The sequence below is a fragment of the Pseudomonas sp. SGAir0191 genome (genome assembly GCF_002812565.2).
Lineage (GTDB): Bacteria > Pseudomonadota > Gammaproteobacteria > Pseudomonadales > Pseudomonadaceae > Aquipseudomonas > Aquipseudomonas parafulva_B.
The window spans coordinates 4,439,001-4,461,495 of the sequence record NZ_CP025035.2 but is presented as its reverse complement, the minus strand read 5'-3'; the positions used below and the strand labels follow the sequence as shown (position 1 = coordinate 4,461,495).

Here is a 22,495-nt window from a genome sequence, read left to right as displayed (position 1 = left end):
TTGAGTACCGTACTTGAACCTGGACAGATCGAAGCGTCGGCCGTCATGCCGCCGTTTCTGCACCTGCCGCCAGGCAACCTCTTCGACGTGCGGGCGGCTCGCCTGGAGCGCCTGGCCCAGGGCCATGCCATGGGCGACTATTTGCTGTTGATCGCGCGGCTATGCCGAATCCAGCAGCAGCTTGTGGATAACCCGCCTAGCGCGCTGCCTGTTGCCCAGGAGCGCCAACGCCTGTGCATAAGTCACGGGCTACCGCCCCTGGCGGCTGACAGCCTTGTGCGCGAAGGCGCATGGCTGGGTTGGTTGCAGGCGCTGCTCGATCATTTCGATGAGCCGGGCCAAGGCCCGCTGCAAGAAGCACTGCACATGCTGCGCATCAGTGACGATACCCAGCGCAAGGGTTGGGCAATTGCCCTGCTCAGCGGCCAGTACGATGCCGTGCCCCCTGCACTGGTGCCGTTCGTGGGCGCAGCCCTGCAGGCTGCCTGGTCAAGCTGGTTGCTGGCACTGCCAAGCACCGAACTCAAGCCCGCTGCCAGCCTTGCCCAATGCCCGGCATGCGGTTCGCCGGCCATGGCGGGCGTGGTACGCAACCGTGGCAAGCACAACGGCTTGCGTTACCTTGCCTGTTCGTTGTGCGCCTGCGAGTGGCACGTGGTGCGGGTCAAGTGCGTGTATTGCGACTCCAGCAAAGACCTGCGCTACAGCGCGCTCGACGATGACCGTCACGGGCCCGGCAAGGCGCCGCTGCGCGCCGAGTGTTGCCCAGGGTGCAACAGCTACCTCAAGCAACACTACCTGGAAAATGACGCAGCAGCCGAAGCCTTGGCCGACGACCTGGCCAGCCTGGCCCTGGACATGCGCCTGGACGAGGAGGGGTACCATCGTCTGGCACCCAACCTGATGGTCTCGCCCGGCTAGCGGTTGATTGTCTACACTGTGAGACCGAGTTGCCTTGCGCAGGCAAGCGCCCTTGACACGGATTTCGAAGGTTCTCGAACCTGCGGATGTCTGCGTTACCGTCGCTTGCCTTCCACAAGGCCAGCAGACAATGGACCCGTCCAAGGTAGTACCGCATGTCCTCCAGCTTAGCCAGCGTCACGCCTCGCCTGCCTTCCATCGATACACTCCTGCGCCACCCGGCTTGTCTAGCGCTGATCGAGCGTTACGGCCGTGAAGCTGTTCTGTCGACCTTGCGGCACTTGCTGGACGATTTGCGCGACCTCGTCCGCAATGGCCAGCTCGGTGCTGCCGAGGTGGCGCCCGAGGTACTGCTGGGCCGCGCCGGCGAACGCCTCGATGTCAACCAGCGCAGCCAGGTTCGCCGCGTGTTCAACCTCACCGGCACGGTGTTGCACACCAACCTGGGCCGCGCCTTGCTGCCTGAAGAAGCCATCGAGGCCATGGAGTGCGCAGCGCGCTACCCGCTGAACCTCGAGTTTGACTTGAGCACGGGCAAGCGCGGTGATCGTGATGACCTGATCGAGGGGTTGATCCGCGAACTGACCGGCGCCGAGGCCGTCACCGTGGTGAACAACAATGCAGCCGCTGTGTTGCTGGCGCTCAACAGCCTGGGCGCCCGCAAGGAAGGCATCATCTCCCGTGGCGAACTGATCGAGATCGGTGGCGCCTTCCGGATACCCGACATCATGGCCCGGGCTGGCGTCAGGTTGCATGAGATCGGCACCACCAACCGCACCCACGCCCGCGACTACGAGGCCGCCATCAGCCCGCGCACCGGGTTGCTGATGCGCGTGCACTGCAGCAACTACAGCATCCAGGGCTTCACCACCCAGGTACCCACCACGGAGCTGGCCCGTATTGCCCGCCAGCACGGCCTGCCGCTACTCGAGGACCTGGGCAGTGGCAGCCTGCTGGACCTCACGCGCTGGGGGCTACCGGCCGAACCGACGGTGCGCCAGGCATTGAGCGATGGCGCCGACATTGTCACCTTCAGTGGCGACAAGCTGCTGGGCGGCCCGCAAGCGGGGATCATCGTCGGGCGCAAGGACTTGATCGCCAGGATCAAGAAGAACCCGCTCAAGCGCGCCTTGCGCGTGGACAAAATCACCTTGGCCGCCCTGGAGGCCGTGCTGGCACTGTACCGCAACCCTGATCGCCTGGCCGAGCGCTTGCCCAGCCTGCGCCTGCTCACCCGTGCCCAGGCAGAGATTCACACCCAGGCCCTGCGCGTGGCGCCAGCGTTGCAAACCTGCCTGGGCGAGCAGTGGTGCGTCAGCGTCCAGCCGACGCTGGGCATGATCGGCAGCGGCAGTCAGCCTGTCGCACGCTTGCCCAGCGCCGCCTTGTGCGTGCGTGCGCAGGTGTCCAAGCGTCTGCGCGGGCGCAGCCTGCATGCCCTGGAGCGCGCCCTGCGCGAGTTGCCGGTGCCGGTGCTTGGGCGCATCGATAACGATGCACTGTGGCTGGACCTGCGCCAGCTGGACGATGAACCCCAATGGCTGGCACAGCTGCCAGGCCTGCAATTGGGGGCCTTGCAGTGATTGTCGGGACCGCCGGGCACATCGATCACGGCAAGACGGCGCTGCTGCAAGCGCTTACGGGCCAGGCCGGGGACCACCGCCAGGAGGAACAGGCCCGTGGCATGACCATTGACCTGGGTTATCGCTACGCGTCGCTGGCCGAGCAGGCGCCACTGACTGGCTTCATCGACGTGCCGGGCCATGAGCGATTTGTCCACAACATGCTGGCCGGTGCCCACGGTATAGACCTGGTGCTGCTGGTGGTGGCGGCAGACGATGGGGTCATGCCGCAGACCCGCGAGCACCTGGCGATCATCGAACTGTTGGGCATTCCCCAGGCACTGGTGGCCATCAGCAAGTGCGACCGGGTCGAGCCCGCACGCGTGGAAGCGGTGAAGCAGCAAGTCAGCCAACTGCTGGCGCCTGGCCCGTATGCCGACGCGCCGCAATTTCCCGTATCCAGTACCGCGGGCACCGGTATCGACGCCTTGCGCCAGGCCCTGCTGGCGGCAGCGCCCCATGCCCGCCGTCGCAGTGTGGCCGGAGGCTTTCGCCTTGCCGTAGACCGGGCGTTCGCCGTCACGGGCGCGGGGGTAGTGGTGACCGGCACGGCGCTGGCAGGGCGGGTCACCGCTGGCGATACGTTGCTGCTGGGCAAGGCCGGCAGGCCGGTGAGGGTGCGCGGTTTGCATGCCCAGAATCAGCCCGCGCTGGTGGCGGAGGCAGGGCAGCGTGTGGCGCTCAACATAGCCGCCGAGCGCCTGACGGTGGACCAGATACGCCGAGGAGATTGGCTGGTGCCGCAGTGGTTGCACGCGCCCAGCACACGCATCGATATTGACTTGAGCCTGCTGCCCGGCCAAGCCCGTGCCTTCGAGCATTTCAGTGCGGTGCACGTGCACCTGGGCACCCAGGACGTAACTGCCAGGGTGGCTTTACTCGAAGGGCAGAGCTTGGCGGCGGGGCAGCGCATGTTCGCACAGTTGCTGCTCAACGCCCCCTTGCAAGCGGTGCATGGCGACCGCCTGGTGCTGCGCGATCAGCGCGCTCAGTACACGCTTGGCGGCGGCACGGTCCTGGACCCGTTCGCCCCCAGTCGACAACGCCGCAGCGCCGAAAGGCTGCAACAGTTGCAGGTGCTGCGCGACTGTGCGGGCCTTGAGCAGGCCTTGCCGGGTTTGCTTGCCAGCGCACCGGGTGGGCTGGACCCACAGCGCCTGGAGCGACAGTTCAATCGCCTGCGTGACAGCTGGCAATTACCCGACGACGTACTCGTGATCGCCACCCGCCAAGGCCAGTTGCTGTTCGCCGCAAGCCAATGGCAGGCGCTCAAGCAACGTGTGCTGGCCCAACTGGCGACCTTTCATGAGCAGGAGCCCGATCAATTGGGCCCGGACCGTGACAGGCTGCGCCGTTTCGCGGCGTTGCCATTGGACAGACCGGGGTTCGTCAGTTTACTTGAGCAGTTGCTGGCCGAGAGCGCAGTGGCCAGCAGCGGCCCCTGGCTGCACTTGCCTGATCATCAGGTCCAGCTCAGTGCCGCAGATGAGGCGCTCTGGGCCCGCCTGCAGCCCCGACTGCTGGCCGCAGCCTACGATCCGCCTTGGGTCAGGACGTTGGCGAGCGAGGAAAAGTGCGCTGAGGCCGATGTACGCCTGCTACTGCGCAAGCTCGCGCGCCTGGGGCTGCTGCACCAGGTGGTGCGGGACCTGTTCTACCCAGAACCGACCCTACAGCGCATGGCAGAGCTGCTGCAGCGTCACATGGGTGACACGCCGGTAGTGCAGGTTGCTGCATTTCGCGATATGTTGGGCATCGGTCGCAAGCGCAGTGTGCAGATTCTGGAGTATTTCGACCGGATCGGCCTGACCCGCAGGGTCGGCGATCAGCGGTACATCCGCAGTGACAGTGCCCTGGCCCGCTAGCAGACCAGGCACCGATTTCAAGGAAGGCAATCGCGCCCGGTGGCGCGGCCGGGCTTCAAACCCGGTTGGGGACGGCATCCGTTCCCGGGCAGGTTCGACTCCCGCTGCCTTCCGCCACTTCTAGCGTTCGCCGCACAGGTCCAGGGCAAACCACTGCTCGGCCTCATCCACGTCCAGCCCGGCACCCAACAGCGCGAACATCTTGCCAAGGGCCGCCTCCCGCGTCATGCCGCCCCCGCTGACCAGGCCTGCTGCCCGCAGGCGGCTACCGGCGGCATAGGTATCAAAGACCACGTCGCCTTCCGGGCACTGGGAAATGGCCACCAACATGACCCCACGCTCGCGTGCTGCACGCAAGGTGTCGAGCAGCGCCTGATCATCGGACGGCCCAGTGCCGCTGCCATAGCATTCCAGCAACAAGCCCTGCACGCCGCTGTTAAGCAAAGCGTCCAGATGACCGGCCTGCAAACCAGGGAACACCGGCACCACCGCAAGGTTTACGCGCTGACGGGGCTGCTGGTAACCCAAGTGTGCCGGCAAGGGGGCTACGTGCTCGCTCTGGCGATGGCGCGGCAGGGCTGCAAAGGCGTCGAACGCTTCGCTGCGCAGCTTCGAGGCGCGGCAACCGTGCAGCAGCTTCCCCGCGAAGTACAGTTGCACGCCCGCTTCAAGGGGGTGATCGAACTGGCGCAGTGCACCGCACAGGTTGTCCCAGGCATCGCTGCCAGGTGCGCCTGCCGGCAGCATCGAGCCGGTCAGCAGGATGGGAACCGGCAGCCCCAGCAACAGGAACGACAGTGCCGCTGCACTGTAGGCCAGGGTGTCGGTGCCATGCAGTACCAGTACCGCATCATGGTCACGGACCCGCACGGCATCGACGATCGCATCACGCATCGCCAGCCAGTTGTGCTGCTGCATGTTGGCACTGTCGAGCAGTGGGTCCAGTTCCTGGAGCGTCCAGGTGACTTCGGGGGCGTCGGCCATCACGGCGAAATGATCGCGCATGCGGGACTCGAAGCCGCCGGATGGGGCGAGGCCTTCCGGGGTTTCGAGCATGCCGATGGTGCCGCCGGTGTAGAGCACGAGGAGGTTCTTTACTGCGCGCATGGAAAGCGTCCGTAGCGATGAACGGGAAAGAAGAGCCGCGCTTTGGAGGGAAGGCTAGTGGGGCCGCAATGCGGCCCCTGGTGACTCAAACAACTGGCACAACCCTCGCTGGGGCGGCTGGCGATGTCAGCCTATCAGCGCAGCGGCTGAGCCTGGCCGACAGCTTTGTCAGCGGCTGTTTCCACCTGCGGATTGGCAGGCCATGCATTGCGGTCCAGGTCCAGGTCGGCGAACTTGGCCGAATCGAACACGGGCTGCTTGATGCCAGCCTTGCGCTGGTCATCGTAGTCGCGCATCACACGTAGGCCGACCTTGAACAGCAGGGCCAGGGCCATCAGGTTGACGAAGGCCAGGCACGTCATGGTGATGTCGGCGAAGGCGAACACGGTGGTCAGGTCCTGCATCGAGCCCCACACGACCAATGCCAGTACCAGGGCACGGAAGCCCATCAATACTGCCCGGTTACGGCTGAGGAACTGCAGGCTGTTCTCGCCCAGGTAGTAGTTGTAGAGGATGCAGGTGAACACGAACAGCGACAGCGCCACGCTGACGAAGATACGGCCCCAGTCGCCTACCACGGCAGCCAGCGAGTTCTGGGTCAGGACAATGCCGTCACCCTCGAAGCCAGGGGTGTAGAAGCCCGACAGCAGGATCAGCAGCGCGGTGCAGGTGCAGATCACGAACGTATCGAGGAATACGCTGAACGCCTGTACCACGCCCTGGGCACCTGGGTGCTTCACGGCTGCGACGGCGGCCACGTTCGGTGCACTGCCAAGGCCCGCTTCGTTGGCGAATACGCCACGCTTCACGCCCATGACGATGGCGCTGCCCAGCAGGCCGCCGAACGCCGGGTCAAGACCGAAAGCGCTCTTGAAGATGGTCTCGAGCATGGCCGGCACGTGTTCGATCTGGGTGCCGATCACGTACAGGGTCACGCCGATGTAGGCCAAAGTCTTGATCGGTACGAGCAGGTCGGACACCGCCGCGATGCGCTTGATGCCACCAATGAAGGTGATGGCCAGCAGCACTGCCAGCACGATGCCGGTGTGGCGCGGATCGAAGTGGAAGGCGTTCTGCAGCGAATGGGTCACGGTGTACGACTGCAGGCCGATGAAGGCGAAGCCATAGGTGACCAGCAGCAGGATCGAGAAGACGATCGCCATGCCTTTGTACTTCAGACCATGCTGAATGTAGTAGGCCGGGCCGCCACGGTACAGGCCGTCGCCGTCGGCGCGCTTGTACACCTGGGCCAAGGTACATTCGAAGAAGCTGCTCGACATGCCTACCAGCGCGGTGACCCACATCCAGAACACGGCACCTGGGCCGCCCAGGGTCACGGCGATGCCGACACCGGCAATGTTACCGGCGCCCACGCGGCCGGCCAGGCTCAGCATCAGGGCCTGGAATGAACTCAGTTGGCCTGCCTGGCCACGCAGCGATTCCTTGAACACACCGAACATGTGTGCGAAGTGGCGGAACTGGACGAACCGGGAACGGAGGGTGAAGTAGCTACCCAGCCCCACGATCAGCACGATGAGCAGTTTCCCCGAAAGGAAATCGTTGAGTACTTCGAGCATTGGAAAATGACCTCGATTCTTATTCTTCGTGTGGAAAGACCAGCGGCCGGCAGGCGCACCGCTATTCGTTGGGGCGCATGGTTGGCCATGACAAGAGTCGTTACAATTTCGCGGCTTGGTCTTAATTGATGCGAGTTGATGCTAAACTGGCGCCATTCGCGTCACGTAGGCCTTTGTCATGAGCGAGCATTTCGCTACCAATCTCAAGCTGGCTTGCAGCCACTACCGCTCTATCTCCGAAGTTTGCCGCCAACTGTCGATCAATCGCGCCCAGTTCAACAAATACCTGAGCGGGCAAAGCCGTCCGACGGCTTACAACCTCAAACGCATTGGCGATTTCTTTGGGGTGGAGGAATACGAGCTTGACCTGCCCGCCGATCAGTTTTCACGCTTGATCGGCGCGCGAGTACCGTCCTCGGTCGAGCAAACCGGCGATCCGATCAGCGAGCTGTTTCGGCCTCTGCATGATCACGCGGGCAACCTGTCGCGTTACTGCGGGTATTACTTCGAGTACTCCAATTGCATGTCGGTGCCGGGTACGGTCCTGGTATCACTGGTGCATCTGTGGGAGGAGGGCGGGCGCTTTCTGTTCGAGCGCCAGGAGCGGCAGGAGCGGTCGAGCGCAACGGACCAGCATGCCGAAGTGCGTTGTCGTTACCTGGGGGCTGCTTTCCAGTTGCAGGACCGGGTGTTCCTGATCGACTACGAATCGCTTACCTACAACGAGATGAGCCAGACCATTCTCATCCCCAGCTTTAAAAGCCGTATCACCCGCCTCAATGGCCTCAAGGCCGGCGTGTCCAGCGGCGACCGGCGCAATCCCGCCTGTACCCGAGTGGTGTGGGAGTACCTGGGGCAGGAGATCAATCGCATCAACGCCTACCGCCAGGTAAAACTGTACCGGCCTGATGACCCCCGCATAGATGAAGACATCCGCGAGCGGTTGGATGTGGGCCCGCTCAGGAATGGGTTGTTTGAAGTCGAGTAGGGAGCAATTCGTTAAACAGCATCGAGAATGAAGTCCGTCACAATGCTTGTGACCTGATCGGCGATATCCGGGTTGGCCCGCAAATAGGAGGGGATACCGTGGTCGCAGTTTTCAAGAATGAGGCACTGAAAACGCTCTGGCGCAGTCGAGTGTGTTAGGGCGCTGATTAGTTCTGCAGGTATGGGGCTGTACCGTTCTGCGCCTGCATGCCACACGTGGCCCGCGCCTGTGCCAGGGGGTCTTGAGAGATGACGCGAGTCAAGCCCATCGTGCTCGCCGATCAGCAACAGAACTCGGCCCGGAAATCGTTCAAGAAAGAGGTAGCTGTCGCAATCGAAAAATGCGAAGGGCTTTCTGATGGCCGCCGAAAATGCCGGGCCAAATGGCAGTGAGTAGGCGCTGTCTGGATAGATCGCAGGGCAGACAAGGATAAGCGTGTCCACATGCGGCAACTGTGCTGCCATTTTCAATGCCAAGGCTGCGCCGAGGCTGTGACCAATCAGGGTTCGGCACTCAAGCGCGATATGCGAATGAAAGCGCCATGCTTCTTCAAGGTTTATAACCAGCGAAGGCGCTGCTGCACCTGGTGCGCTGGCTAGACTATGCCCTGACAAGTTGGCCGTGAGCGAGCCGATACCTGCAGCCTGTAGGCGGTAGAGCAGTGGATTGAGCCGAGTAAAATCGGACCGAGCGCCCGCCAGTACATAAACAGGTGCTGCGCGTTGCATATCGGGTACTAGCAGACGGGCCTGTTGTTCGTAGCTTCCGAATCCTTCGTCGATAAACCATTCCATGCCTGGAGCGGGTTCTTCATATTGCCATTTCAGGCGCCCGCAGGAGTAGGCTTGCATGTGCATACAGTCTCTACGAAAGGCGTGTTAGCCAGTTACTGATTGGGTTGTGCGGCTCGGTAAGCAGTTCGAGCAGCATGAGGATGCAGCCGCTTACCAACCGCGGTTTTACGAACGTGACCAAGAGCGTAGCGCGCTGCCTGTGCTTGGCTAGCTGTGCATCTAACAAGGCAGCAAGGGCCCTCTTCAGCACTACTGAGGCCAGCCGAATCTGCAATTCAAAGCCCTTTCGCTGAGGTGTGGAAGTCAGTCATTGCCTAATGCATCGTAGGGCTTTTCTCCGAATGATTTTTCCATCGTTTTTGAGGCGTCGGCACTGCCACCACTTGCAGCATCTGCATGCCCCACGTTGGACTTCCCCGCCCGGAAACCGCAAAATGGCCGCTTTCCCTTACAACCTCCGGATCTGCTGACTCTATGCGTATGCGCCTAATGCTGTTGGGTGGTGGCAATGCCCTCGGGCAAGCGCTGATTCGTCTTGGGGCCGAGGAGGACATCGCTTTCATGGCGCCGCGCCCTCCAGAGGAGGGCTGGGCGCCTGCCAGCCTTACCCAGTTGCTCGACGATCATCGTCCCGACGCCGTGGTCAACCTGGCGTATTACTTCGACTGGTTCCAGGCCGAGTCGGTCAGCGAGCAGCGTCTGGCGCATCAGGAACGCTCCGTGGAGCGGCTGGCAGAGTTGTGCCAGCACCACCAGATCACGCTGGTCCAGCCCTCGAGCTACCGCGTGTTCGATGGCTCGCGTGCCACCGCCTACAGCGAAAAGGACGAGCCATTGCCGCTTGGCCTGCGCGGGCAGGCGCTCTGGCGTATCGAACAAAGCGTGCGTGCGGCCTGCCCGCAACATGTGCTGTTGCGGTTCGGCTGGGTGCTGGACGAAAGTATCGATGGCCTGCTTGGCCGTTTCCTGACGCGCGCCGAGCTACCCCAGGAATTGCTGCTGGCCGATGATCGGCGTGGCAACCCGACACCCGTCGACGATGCGGCCAGGGTCATTCTCTCGGTGCTCAAGCAACTGGACTGCAATTCGCCGTTGTGGGGTACCTACCACTACGCCGGGAACGAAGCGACCACGCCTGTGGCGCTAGGCCAGGCGATCCTCGCCGAGGCCGGCCAGCATCGACAGCTCGCGGTGCAGACGCCAACGCCGCAGGCCCATGCCGCGCGCCCGGATGCTAGCGAAGAGCCGCAGAACGCAGTGCTGGCCTGCAAGAAAATCCTTCACACCTTCGGTATCAAGCCCCGTGCCTGGCGTGCAGGCTTGCCGCCTCTTCTGGACCGGTTCTATCGCCATGGCTGATGCCCCCATCCTGATCACCGGCGGTGCCGGCTTCATCGGCTCTCACCTGAGCGACGCCTTGCTGGCGCGTGGCTACGCCGTGCGCATTGTCGACGACCTCTCCACGGGCAAGCGCGACAACCTGCAACTGGGCCACCCCCTGCTTGAGCTTGTCGAGGGGGACGTTGCCGACGCCGAATTGGTTCAACGCGCAGCGGCAGGCTGCCAGGCCGTGGTGCACTTGGCTGCGGTGGCCTCGGTGCAGGCTTCGGTCGACGATCCGGTGCGCACGCACCAGAGCAATTTCATCGGCACGCTCAACGTGTGTGAAGCCATGCGTGTTCACGGGGTGCGTCGCGTGTTGTTCGCGTCCAGTGCAGCGGTCTACGGCAACAACGGTGAAGGCCAGTCCATTGCCGAAGATACGCCCAAGGCGCCGCTGACACCGTATGCCGTGGACAAGCTGGCCAGCGAGCAGTACCTGGACTTCTACCGGCGCCAGCATGGGCTTGAGCCTGTGATATTCCGGTTCTTCAACATCTTCGGGCCGCGGCAGGACCCTTCCTCGCCTTATTCGGGCGTCATCAGCATCTTCAGCGAGCGTGCACTGCAAGGTCAGCCAATCACCGTGTTCGGTGACGGCGAGCAGACGCGGGACTTCCTGTATGTGGCTGACCTGGTACAGGTCATGGTGCAGGCGCTCGAGCAAGCGCAGGTCGAGGAGGGGGCCGTGAACATCGGTCTCAACCAGGCCACGTCACTGAACCAGATGCTCGCTGCGCTCCAGCAGGTGGTGGGCAGCTTGCCCGCAGTCAGCTATACCACGCCGCGCTCGGGCGACATCCGCCATTCGCGTGCGGACAACAGGCGGTTGCTGGCTCGCTTCGACTTCAAGCGGGCCACCTCGATGGTGGAGGGGCTTTCCCGGTTGTTGGGCAAGCTCCGTTAGCAACCGATGGGCGCCCAGTCCGGCGCTCAGTACGACAGTAACGAAACGGGGCGGCCTTGGCCGCCCCGTGTGTTTTACAGCGCTCGATCAGAACTTGTAGCCCAGGCCGACCATGTAGACCCAAGGGTCCACGTCCACGTCGACCTTGGTCTTGCTATAGCCCAAGGCGCTCGGGCCGTTCACGCTGGCCTTGGTGTCGATGTCCACGTACCAGACAGCGGCGTTGACCAGCAGGTTGTCGGTGATCATGTAGTCCATGCCCAGCTGGCCGGCGAACCCGACCGAATCCTGCAATTTCAGGTTGCTGAACCCTTGTTGCTTGCGGTTGCTGCTCAGGTCTTCATCGAAGAACAAGGTGTAGTTGATGCCCACGCCCGCATAGGGTTGGAACTTCGACGACGCCTCCATCGGGTAGTACTGCAACGAAAGGGTCGGCGGCAGTTGCTTGATGTCGGCCAGCTTGCCATCCAGCCCACCGCCCAGCCCTTTCACTCCTACCGTGTGCTTGAACGGCGTGGCTGCCAGCAATTCCAGGCCAATGTGGTCGGTGAGCATGTAGGCGAATGCCAGACCCAGCTGGGTATCGCTGTCCAGGGTCGCCTTGGTGCCTGCCACTTTGTTGCCGTCGAACTTCAGGTCGCTGCTGCTCTCGTTGGGCGCAGTGGTGATGGCGCCAGCACGTACGATGAAATCACCGGGTTGATAAGCGTGCGCAGCCGGGGCGGTGAGTGCCAGGGCCACGAGTGAGGCACCGAGCAAGGACTTGTTCATGGAAGCTCCCAAAGGACGTTGATAATCGTGTAGTCCAATGGTACGGATGCAACTAAACAGAAAGTTTGACCCAGCTCAAAGAAGCGTCTGCACCGGCCTTCGGAAGGCTCATCTGAGTTCGTAGGCGTAGATCTTCTCGGCTTCCATCTGGTAACCCGCCTCAGCCAGTTCGCTGCTCGAGGGTTTGACATGCATCGTGCCCTCTATCCAGTAGGGCTGATACAGATCTTCGACCCGTACGCCCATTTCACTGACGATGTGCACAATCTGGTTCGACGGGGGCGGGGGCACGTGGATGCACGCACCGTAGTACGGCACCAGCAGAAATTCGGTGGTGCGGCCTTGCTCATTGACCTCAAGCGGCACGATGTAGCCCGGCAGCTTGATCTGCTGGCCATCGAGGCTGTTCACCACGGGTGCAGCAGGCGCTTGCTGGCGCGCGGCCGGGGCGGACTCGGCAGACAGTGCATCGCTGAGCTGCGACATGTCATGCAGGGGCGCCAGTTGCGGCGCGACGACCGGTGCGCCTTCTGGGATCAGGGCGGGCCAGTCGAGCTCTCTGGGCTGCGATGCCCACGTAGGTACCGCAAGTATCACGAGCAGCGAAAAAAGCAGGCGCCGGGCGGGGCTACCGGTTGGCAGGCGGGCCCCCACACGGCATGTCCATGCGCTTGCAAGCGCATGGAGAGCCCCGAAGCAGGCAGTGAGAAATCGGATCATCACAGGCTCTCAAAGGTGGATCGACAAACCATCTGCCAACGACTGCCGATAGGCTCGCCATGCCGGAACGCTGCCCATCAACAGCGCTGCACCAAGGATGATAGCCAGCAACGACCATTCATGCGTGCTGGGCCAGGCCAATGGCAGGTACAAGCCATAGTTGGCCTGCACGTAACCCTGGGCCAGGGCGATGCCGGCGTACAGCAGGCCAAGCCCGGCAACGATCCCGGCCGTTGCCAGCGCCAGAGCCTCAAGTACCAGCAGCCCGGCGATGTGCCATGGTCGTGCACCTACCGAGCGCAGGATCGCCATTTCCCGGCGGCGCTCGTTCAGACTGGTAAGAATCGCCGTGAGCATGCCGATCAGCCCGGTCAGCACAACGAACAGCGAGACCACGAACAGGGCTTGTTCGGCAGTGCCCATCAGGCTCCACAACTCCTGCAACGCCACCCCCGGCAAAATCGCCAACAGCGGCTCGCTGCGGTATTCATTGATTTCGCGCTGCAGGCTGAAGGTAGCGATCTTGTTGTTCAAGCCCAGCATGAACGCCGTGATCGCAGCGGGTTGCAGGTCCATGCCACGCGCCTGTTCTGCACTGATGCGTCCCGCACCTCGGGCCGGCACGCCGTTGTGCCAGTCGATATGGATCGCCTCCATGCCGGCCAGGCTGATGTGCAAGGTGCGGTCAACCGGCGTGCCGGTGCGCTTGAGTACACCGACCACGGTAAATGGTTTGTCGTCGTGCTTGACCAGGCTGATCGCCGCTACGCCATGGGCCAGCACCAGTTTGTCGCCCAGCTTGTAGTGCAAGGCGTCGGCAACCTCCACGCCCAGTACCACTTCGAAAGGATCGTCGGCAAATTCCCGGCCCTCGCGCAACGCCAGGTGCTGCTTGCGCCCGTACTGATAGTGGTCGAAATAGGCGCCGGTGGTGCCCATCACCCGGTAGCCGCGGTGCGAGTCGCCCAGCGAGATGGGGATCGCCCACTTCACCCGTGGGTCCTGGGCGTAGTGCTGGTAGCTGTCCCAGCGTATGTTGTTGGTGGCATTGCCGATGCGAAACACCGAGTACAGCAGCAGGTTCACCGAACCTGAACGCGCACCGACAATCAGGTCAGTACCACTGATGGTGCTGGCAAAGCTGGCGCGAGCTTCGGTGCGCACCCGCTCGACGGCCAGCAGCAGGCAAACCGACAAGGCGATGGCAAACGCGGTCAGAAAGGCGGTGAAGCGGCGGTTGGCCAGGCTGGCCAGGGCAAGGCGAAGCAGGTACATCAGGCCTCCCGGGGCTTGGCGGCGCGATTGAGCTCGGCCAGTGACAGGTGTCGGTCGAACAGCGGGGCCAGGCTCTGGTCATGACTGACGAACAGCAGGCTCGAGCCTGCCGCGCGGCATTCGTTGAACAGCAGGGCGATGAACGCTTCGCGGGTATCGGCATCCAGCGCTGATGTGGGTTCATCGGCGATCACCAGCTCGGGTTGGCCGATCAAGGCGCGGGCGGCGGCGACGCGTTGCTGCTGGCCGATCGACAGGCTGTCGGCTCGCCGCGTGAGCAACTGCGGATCGCCCAGGCCCAGGTGGGCAAGCAATTCGCGGGCGGCCTGGTCGACGCTACCGTGGCGCTCGACGGCACGCTGGGCGCGGCTGCGCGAGAAACGACAGGGCAGCTCGACATTTTCCCGCACCGAGAGAAACGGCAGCAGGTTGAATTGCTGGAAGATGTAGCCGGTGTGGTCCACACGGAAACGGTCGCGGGCACCTTGGCCGAGTAGGGCCAAGTCCTGCCCAAGCAGTTGGATTCGCCCACGGCCTGGCCGGTTGACCCCGCCGAGCAGGCCTAGCAGGGTGGTCTTGCCACTGCCGCTTGGGCCCTTGAGAAACACGGCTTCACCGGCTTGCAGTTCAAAGGCAGGGATATCCAGCAACGGCGGTTGTCCCGGCCAGGCGAACGCCAGGTCTTGCAGGTGGATCAGCGGCTGGTTCATTCAGAGTGTGACCACAGCCTTGGTTGGCGCGGTTTCCACCCCCTTCTGGCCGTTCGGGCCGATCAATTGCACATTGATTTTCTGCGTGGCGGGGAAGGCCTTGAACAGCGGCGACAGGTCGATCTGAGTGAGCTTTTCGGGCGCTGTGCAGGTGAGTTGGTAATGGGCGTTGATGTCGCTGTGAGCGTGGCCTTTTTCGTGCTCGTCGGCATCGTCGTCCGCCTTGGCGGCATCCCCAAACAGCGGGCTTTGCAGTTCTTGCTGGTCTGGTGTGCAACCCGCGGCCGCCGTCAAGGCGAACAACTTCAGGGGCTGTTCCAACTGCTGACGCACCGCGGCCACCTTGGCCTTGTCGGCATCGCTGCTGGCCATGTGCTCGAAGCCGACCAGGTTCATCGCCGGGCTGTCCAGCTCAAGCTCCAGGTTATTGCCGTCAAGCGCGGCATTGAGCTTGGCCACGCCATGCTCATGGGCGGCAAGCGTGCCATGGCCGTGATCATGCTCGTGTTCTTCGTGGGCATGGGCCGTCATGGCCAATGGCAAGCAGGCGAAGGGCAAGGCTAGCAGCAGACGACGCATGGGCGACTCCAGGAGCGGATTGTAGGAGTAGTTATGTTATAACGATTGTTTGGCAGGCCGCCAGCCTCGTGGCTCAGGTTTCATGTTGCGGTAGCATGGCGACAATGACTTGAGCGAGGACCTACAGTGAGAATTCGTGGAACGATCGGTAAGTGGCCGGTGGACTTGACCATCGAGCTTGATCCCCAGGAATGGGCGCAGTTGGCACGTCCAGCCGAACAGCTCCCCGCTTCGACACCCCAGCCAGCTGCCGCGGTGCCTCCCGCAGCAGCAAAGGATGATGGGCCGTGGCGGGTAGCCTGCGAATTATTGCGCACGGCTGGCCGGATGGAGGGGCCTGAGCTGCTTGAGCATTTGCAGGGGCTCACGGGGGACTTTGGCGCAGCCAAGCGGTTGCTGGTGCGGTTGCGGCACCATGGGCAAGTGCGGGTGTTCAGTGAGGGCGAAACGCCGGTGTATGTGTGGCAGGCCGGCGAAAAGGCGTAGACGACCTCGAACGGCGTGACAAGCGTGTCAGTGGCCGGCTCACGGGGCAAGGCGGAGCAACCCAGGCAACAGGTGCTGGGCCTGATCAGTACCGAGCCGCTCGTATCCCAGAGCAGAGTTTGAGCACTAGGGCATGAGCAGGGTGGCGTACCTTGCTCATGCCTCCACGCCTGATAACCGTCAGTACATCGCAGCAAACAGCTTACGGCGATACGTACCCACCAGCGGATGGGCACTGCCGAGCAACTCGAACACCTGTAGCAATGCCTTGTGTGGCAGCCCGTTCTCGTAACCGCGATTGCGCTGGAACAGCTTGAGCAGGCTTTCGAGCGCTGGCTCGTACTGCTGGCGTGCCAGCTGCTGAATGCACAATTGGTACGTGGCTTCGTCATCCTGTGGATTCTGCGCCAGGCGACTTTTCAGGTCGGCAACCTCCGGCAGGCTGGCGGCCTGGCGCAGGAACGTCAGTTGCGCCTTGGCGCCGGCCAGAGCGGCCTTGTGGTCCTCTGTCTTGACCGCATCCAGCACCACCTGGGCTTCGCCCAGTTCACCGCGCTCGGCCAGACAGCGGGCGTACAGGATCAGGCCTTCGGCGTTGCTGTTGTCCTCTGCAAGCAATTGCTGCAGCACGGCTTCAGCTTCGCCAAAACGGCTTTCGGCGAACAGCGCCTGCGCCTGTTCCAGCGGCGAAGCGGTGGGTGGCGCCGGCAGCTGCACATGCGGCTCGAGCATGGCGCGAATCGCCGATTCCGGCTGGGCACCGGCAAAGCCGTCGACCGGCTGGCCATCCTTGAACAGCACCACGGTCGGCAGGCTGCGGATGCCGAATTGCGCCACTACCTGCTGCTCGACGTCGCAGTTGATCTTGGCCAGCAGCAGTTCGCCCTGGTACTCCTCGGCAATTTTCGCCAGAAGCGGCATCAGAGCCTTGCACGGCGCGCACCATTCGGCCCAGAAATCGACCAGCACCGGCTTGTGGAATGAGTTCTCGATCACCAACTGCTGGAAGGTAGCATCGGTGGCATCGAAGATGTATGGGGTGTCCTGGCTCATCGCGACTCTCGCAAATCCGTGAATGGCACCACTATAAAGGCTCGCGGCTGGCGTGGTACAGGCTGACCCGGCGGAATTCGTGCGGCTCGGCCAGGTCCGGAAGGGTCAAGGCGTCGAGCACCCCGAGCGATCGGTACAAAGGGTGGCTGAAGTCCCGCACGCGCGAGTCGGCCACCAGTGCCTGTCGGCCCCGGTCGAGGAAGGCATCGAGCAGCGGCAGGTTGGCGCGGTCGTAGAGCACATCGGCCACCAGGATCAGGTCAAAACGGTCCTCTTCGGCAAAAAAGTCGCTGCTGTAGCCCAGCTCCACCTCGTTTAGGGCGGCGTTGGCACGGCAGGCGTCCAACGCCAGCGGATCAAGGTCGCAGGCCAAGACCTCCAGCGCACCTGCACGGGCAGCGGCAATACCGGCGATGCCGGAACCGGCGCCAAAATCGAGCACCCGCTTGCCGGCTACCCACTCCCGGTGCTCGGCCAGGTAGCGCGCCATGGCCAGGCCGCTGGCCCAGCAGAAGCTCCAGTACGGCGGGTCTTCGAGAATGCGCCGGGTTTCTTCACTGCTGAAGGCGCGGTCCATGTTCTGGTCATCGATCAGCCATAGTTTCAACGCGCAGCCGGGCAGGTCGCTGATCACCAGCCGTGCTTCGCCAATCAGGCCGCTCAGGGCCTGTTGCAATGCCACTGGCGCCACTTACGGTGCCTTTTCGAACTGCAGCGGGCCGGTGGCCTGGGTCTGTGCCTGGGTGATGCGCAGCGGCGGCAAGTGCATGATCAACTGGCCAGAGCGGCTGGCTCGCCCGCGCAGCTCCACCCTGGCGCCGGCCGGAAATGCCTCGGGATTGAAGCGCAGCTGGTAGGGCAAGGCCTGTCCGGTACCCGGCAGGGTGCTACTGGCCAGCAGCTGTTGCGGCCGATCGCGCTCATCGATCACCAGCAGGGCAAGTTCCACCTCTGCGCCTGCGGGGATTCCCAGCAACGTGCCGCTCAGCTCGCGCTGATAAGCCGGCAAGGGGCCAAGCGGCTGGGCCTTTTTGGCCACCTTGGCGGGCGCCGGGGCAGGCGGTTGTTCGGTCTTGGGCCGGTCACTGCCGCAGGCGGTGAGCAGGGCGGCGCAGCACAGCACGGCAAGCGCGCGAAGAGGCATGGGGTAGTCCTTCAGGGGCAGAATTGCATGGATGTTAACCCCTTTGGCTTGTCTTGCCAGTGGGATGCGCTACCATGGCCCTCCCTTTTTTTGTTGCCTGCCACCATGCACTGTCCGTTTTGCGGTGCCAACGACACCAAGGTCATCGACTCGCGCCTGGTCGCCGAGGGCGAGCAAGTGCGGCGCCGTCGCGAATGCGTCGCCTGCGGCGAGCGCTTCACCACCTTCGAAACCGCCGAGCTGGTACTACCCCGGCTGATCAAGCAGGACGGTACTCGCCAGCCCTTCGACGAAGACAAGTTGCGGGCCGGCATGCAGCGTGCGCTGGAAAAACGCCCTGTCAGTGTCGAGCGCCTCGAAGCCGCCCTGGCCCACATCAAGAGTCGGCTGCGGGCCACCGGTGAGCGCGAGGTCAAGTCGCTGGTGGTGGGCGAGCTGGTGATGGGCGAGTTGCGCAAGCTCGATGAAGTGGCCTACATCCGCTTCGCCTCGGTTTATCGGCGCTTCCAGGACCTTGACGAATTCCGCGAAGAAATCGACCGCCTGGCCCGTGAGCCAGCCAAAGAGTGAGCATGCAAACCCCCGCAGCTGTGCTTGACGCCCATTACATGGCCCGCGCGCTTGAGTTGGCGCGCAAGGGGCTCTACACCACCCACCCCAACCCGCGTGTGGGCTGCGTCATCGTCCGCGATGGCGAGGTGGTGGGCGAGGGCTGGCATGTACGCGCCGGGGAGCCACACGCCGAGGTGCATGCGCTTGCCCAGGCAGGCGAGCGTGCGCGGGGCGGCTGTGCCTATGTCACCCTCGAACCCTGCAGCCACCATGGCCGTACGCCGCCGTGTGCCGAAGCCTTGGTCAAGGCCGGTGTGGCGCGGGTGGTGGCCGCCATGCAGGACCCGAATCCCCAGGTAGCCGGGCAAGGCCTGCAGCGGCTTGCCCAGGCCGGTATCGACGTGGCCAGCGGGGTGCTCGAAGCGCAGGCACGGGGACTCAATCCTGGGTTTCTCAAGCGCATGGAGCAGGGCTTGCCGTTCGTGCGCGCCAAGCTGGCCATGAGCCTGGATGGTCGCACCGCCATGGCCAGCGGCGAAAGCCAGTGGATCACCGGCCCTGCGGCGCGTTCTGCCGTGCAGCGCCTGCGCGCGCGCTCAAGCGTGGTGCTGACCAGTGCAAGCAGCGTACTGGCTGACGGTGCACGCATGACGGTGCGTGGCGCCGAGTTGGGCCTGGACGCCGAAACCACCGCGCTTGCCCTGAGCCGGGCACCGCTGCGGGTGCTGGTCGATGGCCGTTTGCGCTTGCCCTTGCAGGCACCATTCTTCCAGGCCGGCCCGGCGCTGGTGGTGACCGCCGTCGCAGATGACCCACGTTATGCCGCTGCCGGCCATGAACTGCTTAGCCTGCCCGGCGACAATGGCCGTGTCGACCTGCGCGCCCTGCTGCAAGCACTGGCTGCCCGCGGCGTCAACGAAATCCTGGTGGAAGCCGGCGCAGGTCTGGTGGGTGCCTTCGCCCAGCAAGGCCTTGTCGACGAGTACCAGCTGTTCATGGCCGGCACCTTCCTGGGCTCAAGCGCACGTCCCCTGCTGGACTGGCCACTGAACCGCATGAGCGAGGCACCGCGGCTGAAGATCACCGACATGCGCGCAGTAGGCGATGACTGGCGGGTCACAGCCGTACCGCTGCCTGCTCCCAGCGTATAATGCGCGGCTTGCCCCGCGCACACCGTTTCGAGGAAGACCCATGTTCACCGGCATCATCGAATCCATCGGCACCATCCGCAGCCTGACGCCCAAAGGCGGCGACGTGCGCGTGCACGTCGACACCGGCAAGCTCGACCTGGGTGACGTCAAGCTTGGCGACAGCATCGCCGTCAATGGCGTGTGCCTGACGGCGGTGGAGTTGCCGGGCAACGGCTTCTGGGCCGATGTCAGCGTGGAAACCCTCAAGCGCACGGCCTTCGTCGACCTGAAAAGTGGCAGCAAGGTCAACCTTGAAAAAGCGCTGACGCCCACCACCCGCCTAGGGGGGCACCTGGTCAGCGGCCATGTCGACGGCGTGGGCGAAATCATCTCGCGCAGCGATAACGCCCGCGCCATCCAGTTTCGCGTGCGTGCGCCGCGAGAACTGGCCAAGTACATCGCCCACAAGGGTTCGATCACCGTCGATGGCACCAGCCTGACGGTCAATGAGGTCAATGGCGCCGAATTCGAGCTGACCATCGTCCCGCACACCCTGTCCGAAACCATCATGGCCGACTACCGCGCAGGGCGTCGGGTTAACCTTGAGGTCGACCTGCTGGCCCGTTACCTGGAGCGCTTGCTGCTGGGCGACAAGGCGGCCGAGCCGAGCAAGGGCAGTGGCATCACCGAAAGTTTCCTGGCCGCCAACGGCTTCTTGAAATCCTGATTGAGAAGGGGGTGCCGCGTGGCGCTCAACAGCATCGAAGAACTGGTCGAAGACATCCGCCAGGGCAAAATGGTCATCCTGATGGATGACGAAGACCGCGAGAACGAAGGCGATATCATCATGGCAGCCGAATGCTGCCAGCCCGAGCACATCAACTTCATGGCCAAGCACGCCCGTGGCCTGATCTGCATGCCAATGACCCGCGAACGTTGCGAAACCCTCAAGCTGCCGCTGATGGCGCCGCGCAATGGTTCGGGTTTCGGCACCAAGTTCACCGTTTCGATCGAGGCGGCCGAAGGGGTCACCACCGGCATCTCCGCCGCCGACCGTGCCCGCACCGTGCAAGCGGCTGCCGCCCGGGACGCCAAGGCTGAAGACATCGTCAGCCCCGGGCATATCTTCCCGCTCATGGCTCAGCCAGGCGGTACGCTGGCACGCGCCGGGCACACCGAGGCAGCCTGCGACCTGGCACGCATGGCCGGGTTCGAACCCAGCGGCGTGATCTGCGAGGTGATGAACGACGACGGCACCATGTCGCGCCGCGCCGAACTGGAAGTGTTCGCGGCCGAGCATGGCCTGAAGATCGGCACCATCGCCGATCTCATTCACTACCGCATGATCCACGAGCGCACCGTGCAGCGGGTCTCCGAGCAGTCGGTGGAAAGCGAGCTGGGCGAGTTCAACCTGGTCACCTACCGCGATGCGGTGGAAGGTGACGTGCACATGGCCTTGACCCTGGGCACCATCTGCGCCGAAGAGCCCACCCTGGTGCGGGTGCACAACATGGACCCGCTGCGTGACCTGCTGCTGGTCAAGCAGCCGGGCCGCTGGAGCCTGCGCGCCGCCATGGCCGCCGTGGCCGAAGCCGGAAGCGGTGTGGTGCTGCTGCTGGGGCACCCGCTTGATGGCGACGTGCTGCTCGCGCATATCCGCGAAAGCGCAGGCGATGCACCGGCCAAGACCCCGACCACCTACAGCACCGTGGGTGCCGGTTCGCAGATCCTGCGTGACCTGGGTGTGCGCAAGATGCGCCTGATGAGTTCGCCGATGAAGTTCAATGCGATATCCGGATTCGACCTGGAAGTTGTAGAATACGTGCCCTCCGAGTGACTTGAGGCGGCAATGACGCCCTGCAGCTCGAGTCCATACCCCTGTCGAGGCCGCCAGCAAGCGGCCTTGCGTTTGAAGATGAGAATATCGCAATGACCCTGAAGACCATCGAAGGTACCTTCATTGCCCCCAAAGGTCGCTATGCTTTGGTGGTTGGCCGCTTCAACAGCTTCGTTGTCGAAAGCCTGGTAAGTGGTGCCGTTGATGCCCTGGTACGCCATGGCGTCAGCGAAAACGACATCACCATCATCCGTGCACCTGGCGCGTTCGAAATTCCGCTGGTTGCCCAGAAGGTCGCCCAACAGGGTGCTTACGACGCGATCATCGCACTGGGCGCTGTGATCCGTGGCGGTACCCCGCACTTTGAATACGTGGCGGGCGAGTGCACCAAGGGCCTGGCCCAGGTGTCCATGGAGTTCGGTGTCCCTGTGGCGTTCGGCGTACTGACCGTCGACTCCATCGAGCAGGCCATCGAGCGTTCCGGCACCAAGGCCGGCAACAAAGGTGCAGAAGCCGCCCTGTCTGCCCTGGAAATGGTAAGCCTGCTGGCGCAGTTGGAGGCCAAGTGATTAGCGACGAAAGCGATCGTTTCAACCCGCGCGATCCCAAACCTGCGGATGCCGGCAAGCCATCGAAGAGCGCCAAGCGCCGTGAAGCCCGCAAGCTCGCGACCCAAGCGCTGTATCAATGGCACATGGCGCAGCATTCGTTGAACGAGATCGAAGCGCAGTTTCGGGTCGATAACGATTTTGTGGATGTCGACGGCGCCTACTTCCGTGAAATCCTGCATGGCGTTCCGGCCATCAAGGACGAAATCGACGGTGCGCTCAAGCCCTGCCTGGACCTGAGCCTCGACGAGCTCGACCCGGTCGAACTGGCCGTGTTGCGTCTGTCCACTTGGGAATTCATCAAGCGCATCGACGTGCCTTATCGCGTTGTGATCAACGAAGGCGTCGAACTGGCCAAGGTCTTCGGCGCCACCGACGGCCACAAGTTCGTCAACGGCGTGCTCGACAAACTGGCACCGACGCTGCGCGAAGTCGAAGTCAAGGCGAACAAGCGCTGATTGCGGCGCAG

24 protein-coding genes and 1 tRNA gene are annotated in these 22,495 nt (G+C 63.4%); 14 read left to right on the top strand and 11 right to left on the bottom strand.

The genetic code is table 11. The features are described 5' to 3' along the window. The 4 genes from fdhE to CWR53_RS19935 all read left to right on the top strand — a co-directional run bounded on the left by fdhE (window position 1) and on the right by CWR53_RS19935 (window position 4,525). On the top strand, window positions 1-921 hold the full coding sequence (gene fdhE / locus CWR53_RS19950) for a formate dehydrogenase accessory protein FdhE (protein ID WP_100852338.1): 921 nt from the start codon (window positions 1-3) through the stop codon (window positions 919-921). 155 nt (window positions 922-1,076) lie between these two features. Beyond that, window positions 1,077-2,504 (top strand): L-seryl-tRNA(Sec) selenium transferase, encoded by a 1,428-nt coding sequence (gene selA, locus CWR53_RS19945; RefSeq protein WP_058603957.1) that lies wholly within the window; start codon window positions 1,077-1,079, stop codon window positions 2,502-2,504. Next, entirely contained in the window at window positions 2,501-4,408 is a 1,908-nt protein-coding gene (gene selB / locus CWR53_RS19940) for a selenocysteine-specific translation elongation factor (protein ID WP_100852686.1), read from the top strand. The genes selA and selB overlap by 4 nt, the downstream gene beginning before the upstream one ends. A 21-nt stretch (window positions 4,409-4,429) precedes the next feature. Beyond that, a tRNA-Sec gene (locus tag CWR53_RS19935) sits at window positions 4,430-4,525 on the top strand. Window positions 4,526-4,528: 3 nt separating this feature from the next. On the opposite strand, the gene CWR53_RS19930 is transcribed toward CWR53_RS19935, so the two are convergent. Beyond that, the gene (locus CWR53_RS19930) at window positions 4,529-5,515 is read right to left on the bottom strand and encodes an asparaginase (protein ID WP_100852337.1); all 987 of its coding nucleotides are present in this window, start codon (window positions 5,513-5,515) and stop codon (window positions 4,529-4,531) included. A 134-nt stretch (window positions 5,516-5,649) separates the two neighbouring features. Continuing rightward, on the bottom strand, window positions 5,650-7,092 hold the full coding sequence (locus CWR53_RS19925) for a sodium:alanine symporter family protein (RefSeq protein WP_058638680.1): 1,443 nt from the start codon (window positions 7,090-7,092) through the stop codon (window positions 5,650-5,652). 178 nt (window positions 7,093-7,270) lie between these two features. On the opposite strand from CWR53_RS19925, the gene CWR53_RS19920 reads away from it, so the two are divergent. Then, a complete protein-coding gene (locus tag CWR53_RS19920; RefSeq protein WP_058603960.1) occupies window positions 7,271-8,080 on the top strand; it encodes a helix-turn-helix transcriptional regulator in 810 nt (269 codons plus the stop codon). A gap of 11 nt (window positions 8,081-8,091) precedes the next feature. On the opposite strand, the gene CWR53_RS19915 is transcribed toward CWR53_RS19920, so the two are convergent. Continuing rightward, window positions 8,092-8,937 (bottom strand): alpha/beta hydrolase, encoded by an 846-nt coding sequence (locus tag CWR53_RS19915; protein WP_100852336.1) that lies wholly within the window; start codon window positions 8,935-8,937, stop codon window positions 8,092-8,094. Window positions 8,938-9,348: 411 nt separating this feature from the next. On the opposite strand from CWR53_RS19915, the gene CWR53_RS19910 reads away from it, so the two are divergent. Next, on the top strand, window positions 9,349-10,233 hold the full coding sequence (locus tag CWR53_RS19910; protein ID WP_100852335.1) for a sugar nucleotide-binding protein: 885 nt from the start codon (window positions 9,349-9,351) through the stop codon (window positions 10,231-10,233). Then, entirely contained in the window at window positions 10,226-11,161 is a 936-nt protein-coding gene (locus CWR53_RS19905) for an NAD-dependent epimerase/dehydratase family protein (protein ID WP_100852334.1), read from the top strand. The genes CWR53_RS19910 and CWR53_RS19905 overlap by 8 nt, the downstream gene beginning before the upstream one ends. A gap of 87 nt (window positions 11,162-11,248) precedes the next feature. On the opposite strand, the gene CWR53_RS19900 is transcribed toward CWR53_RS19905, so the two are convergent. The 5 genes from CWR53_RS19900 to CWR53_RS19880 all read right to left on the bottom strand — a co-directional run bounded on the left by CWR53_RS19900 (window position 11,249) and on the right by CWR53_RS19880 (window position 15,216). After that, window positions 11,249-11,932, bottom strand: a complete 684-nt coding sequence (locus tag CWR53_RS19900; protein WP_100852333.1) for an OmpW family protein — start codon at window positions 11,930-11,932, stop codon at window positions 11,249-11,251. 108 nt (window positions 11,933-12,040) lie between these two features. Further along, on the bottom strand, window positions 12,041-12,652 hold the full coding sequence (locus CWR53_RS19895; RefSeq protein WP_100852332.1) for a DUF3299 domain-containing protein: 612 nt from the start codon (window positions 12,650-12,652) through the stop codon (window positions 12,041-12,043). A gap of 9 nt (window positions 12,653-12,661) precedes the next feature. Continuing rightward, window positions 12,662-13,927 (bottom strand): ABC transporter permease, encoded by a 1,266-nt coding sequence (locus CWR53_RS19890; protein ID WP_100852331.1) that lies wholly within the window; start codon window positions 13,925-13,927, stop codon window positions 12,662-12,664. After that, window positions 13,927-14,637, bottom strand: a complete 711-nt coding sequence (locus tag CWR53_RS19885; RefSeq protein ID WP_058603966.1) for an ABC transporter ATP-binding protein — start codon at window positions 14,635-14,637, stop codon at window positions 13,927-13,929. The genes CWR53_RS19890 and CWR53_RS19885 overlap by 1 nt, the downstream gene beginning before the upstream one ends. Next, the gene (locus CWR53_RS19880; RefSeq protein ID WP_100852330.1) at window positions 14,638-15,216 is read right to left on the bottom strand and encodes a DUF2796 domain-containing protein; all 579 of its coding nucleotides are present in this window, start codon (window positions 15,214-15,216) and stop codon (window positions 14,638-14,640) included. A 126-nt stretch (window positions 15,217-15,342) separates the two neighbouring features. On the opposite strand from CWR53_RS19880, the gene CWR53_RS19875 reads away from it, so the two are divergent. After that, window positions 15,343-15,702 (top strand): hypothetical protein, encoded by a 360-nt coding sequence (locus CWR53_RS19875; RefSeq protein ID WP_058638672.1) that lies wholly within the window; start codon window positions 15,343-15,345, stop codon window positions 15,700-15,702. Window positions 15,703-15,882: 180 nt separating this feature from the next. Here the strand turns inward: CWR53_RS19875 and trxA are convergent, their stop codons facing one another. From trxA to CWR53_RS19860, 3 genes are read right to left on the bottom strand one after another with little or no spacing between them, the layout of a single operon-like run. Beyond that, window positions 15,883-16,755, bottom strand: a complete 873-nt coding sequence (gene trxA / locus CWR53_RS19870; RefSeq protein ID WP_058603969.1) for a thioredoxin — start codon at window positions 16,753-16,755, stop codon at window positions 15,883-15,885. A 31-nt stretch (window positions 16,756-16,786) separates the two neighbouring features. Beyond that, window positions 16,787-17,446, bottom strand: coding sequence for a methyltransferase (locus CWR53_RS19865; protein WP_100852329.1), 660 nt, complete (start codon window positions 17,444-17,446; stop codon window positions 16,787-16,789). Further along, a complete protein-coding gene (locus CWR53_RS19860) occupies window positions 17,447-17,899 on the bottom strand; it encodes a YbaY family lipoprotein (RefSeq protein WP_058638671.1) in 453 nt (150 codons plus the stop codon). 105 nt (window positions 17,900-18,004) lie between these two features. On the opposite strand from CWR53_RS19860, the gene nrdR reads away from it, so the two are divergent. The 6 genes from nrdR (at window position 18,005) to nusB (ending at window position 22,484) form a co-directional block, all read left to right on the top strand. Next, window positions 18,005-18,469 carry a transcriptional regulator NrdR gene (gene nrdR / locus CWR53_RS19855; RefSeq protein WP_027915127.1) on the top strand — a complete coding sequence of 155 codons (465 nt, stop codon included), beginning with the start codon at window positions 18,005-18,007 and terminating at the stop codon, window positions 18,467-18,469. Window positions 18,470-18,471: 2 nt separating this feature from the next. Next, window positions 18,472-19,602 carry a bifunctional diaminohydroxyphosphoribosylaminopyrimidine deaminase/5-amino-6-(5-phosphoribosylamino)uracil reductase RibD gene (gene ribD / locus CWR53_RS19850; protein WP_100852328.1) on the top strand — a complete coding sequence of 377 codons (1,131 nt, stop codon included), beginning with the start codon at window positions 18,472-18,474 and terminating at the stop codon, window positions 19,600-19,602. A gap of 40 nt (window positions 19,603-19,642) precedes the next feature. After that, window positions 19,643-20,308 carry a riboflavin synthase gene (locus CWR53_RS19845; protein WP_023534964.1) on the top strand — a complete coding sequence of 222 codons (666 nt, stop codon included), beginning with the start codon at window positions 19,643-19,645 and terminating at the stop codon, window positions 20,306-20,308. An 18-nt stretch (window positions 20,309-20,326) separates the two neighbouring features. After that, entirely contained in the window at window positions 20,327-21,418 is a 1,092-nt protein-coding gene (gene ribBA / locus CWR53_RS19840) for a bifunctional 3,4-dihydroxy-2-butanone-4-phosphate synthase/GTP cyclohydrolase II (RefSeq protein WP_023535004.1), read from the top strand. A 92-nt stretch (window positions 21,419-21,510) separates the two neighbouring features. Then, entirely contained in the window at window positions 21,511-21,987 is a 477-nt protein-coding gene (gene ribE / locus CWR53_RS19835; protein ID WP_023534949.1) for a 6,7-dimethyl-8-ribityllumazine synthase, read from the top strand. Beyond that, window positions 21,984-22,484 (top strand): transcription antitermination factor NusB, encoded by a 501-nt coding sequence (gene nusB / locus CWR53_RS19830; protein WP_100852327.1) that lies wholly within the window; start codon window positions 21,984-21,986, stop codon window positions 22,482-22,484. Before ribE ends, nusB begins: the two co-directional genes overlap by 4 nt. Window positions 22,485-22,495 lie beyond the last annotated feature (11 nt).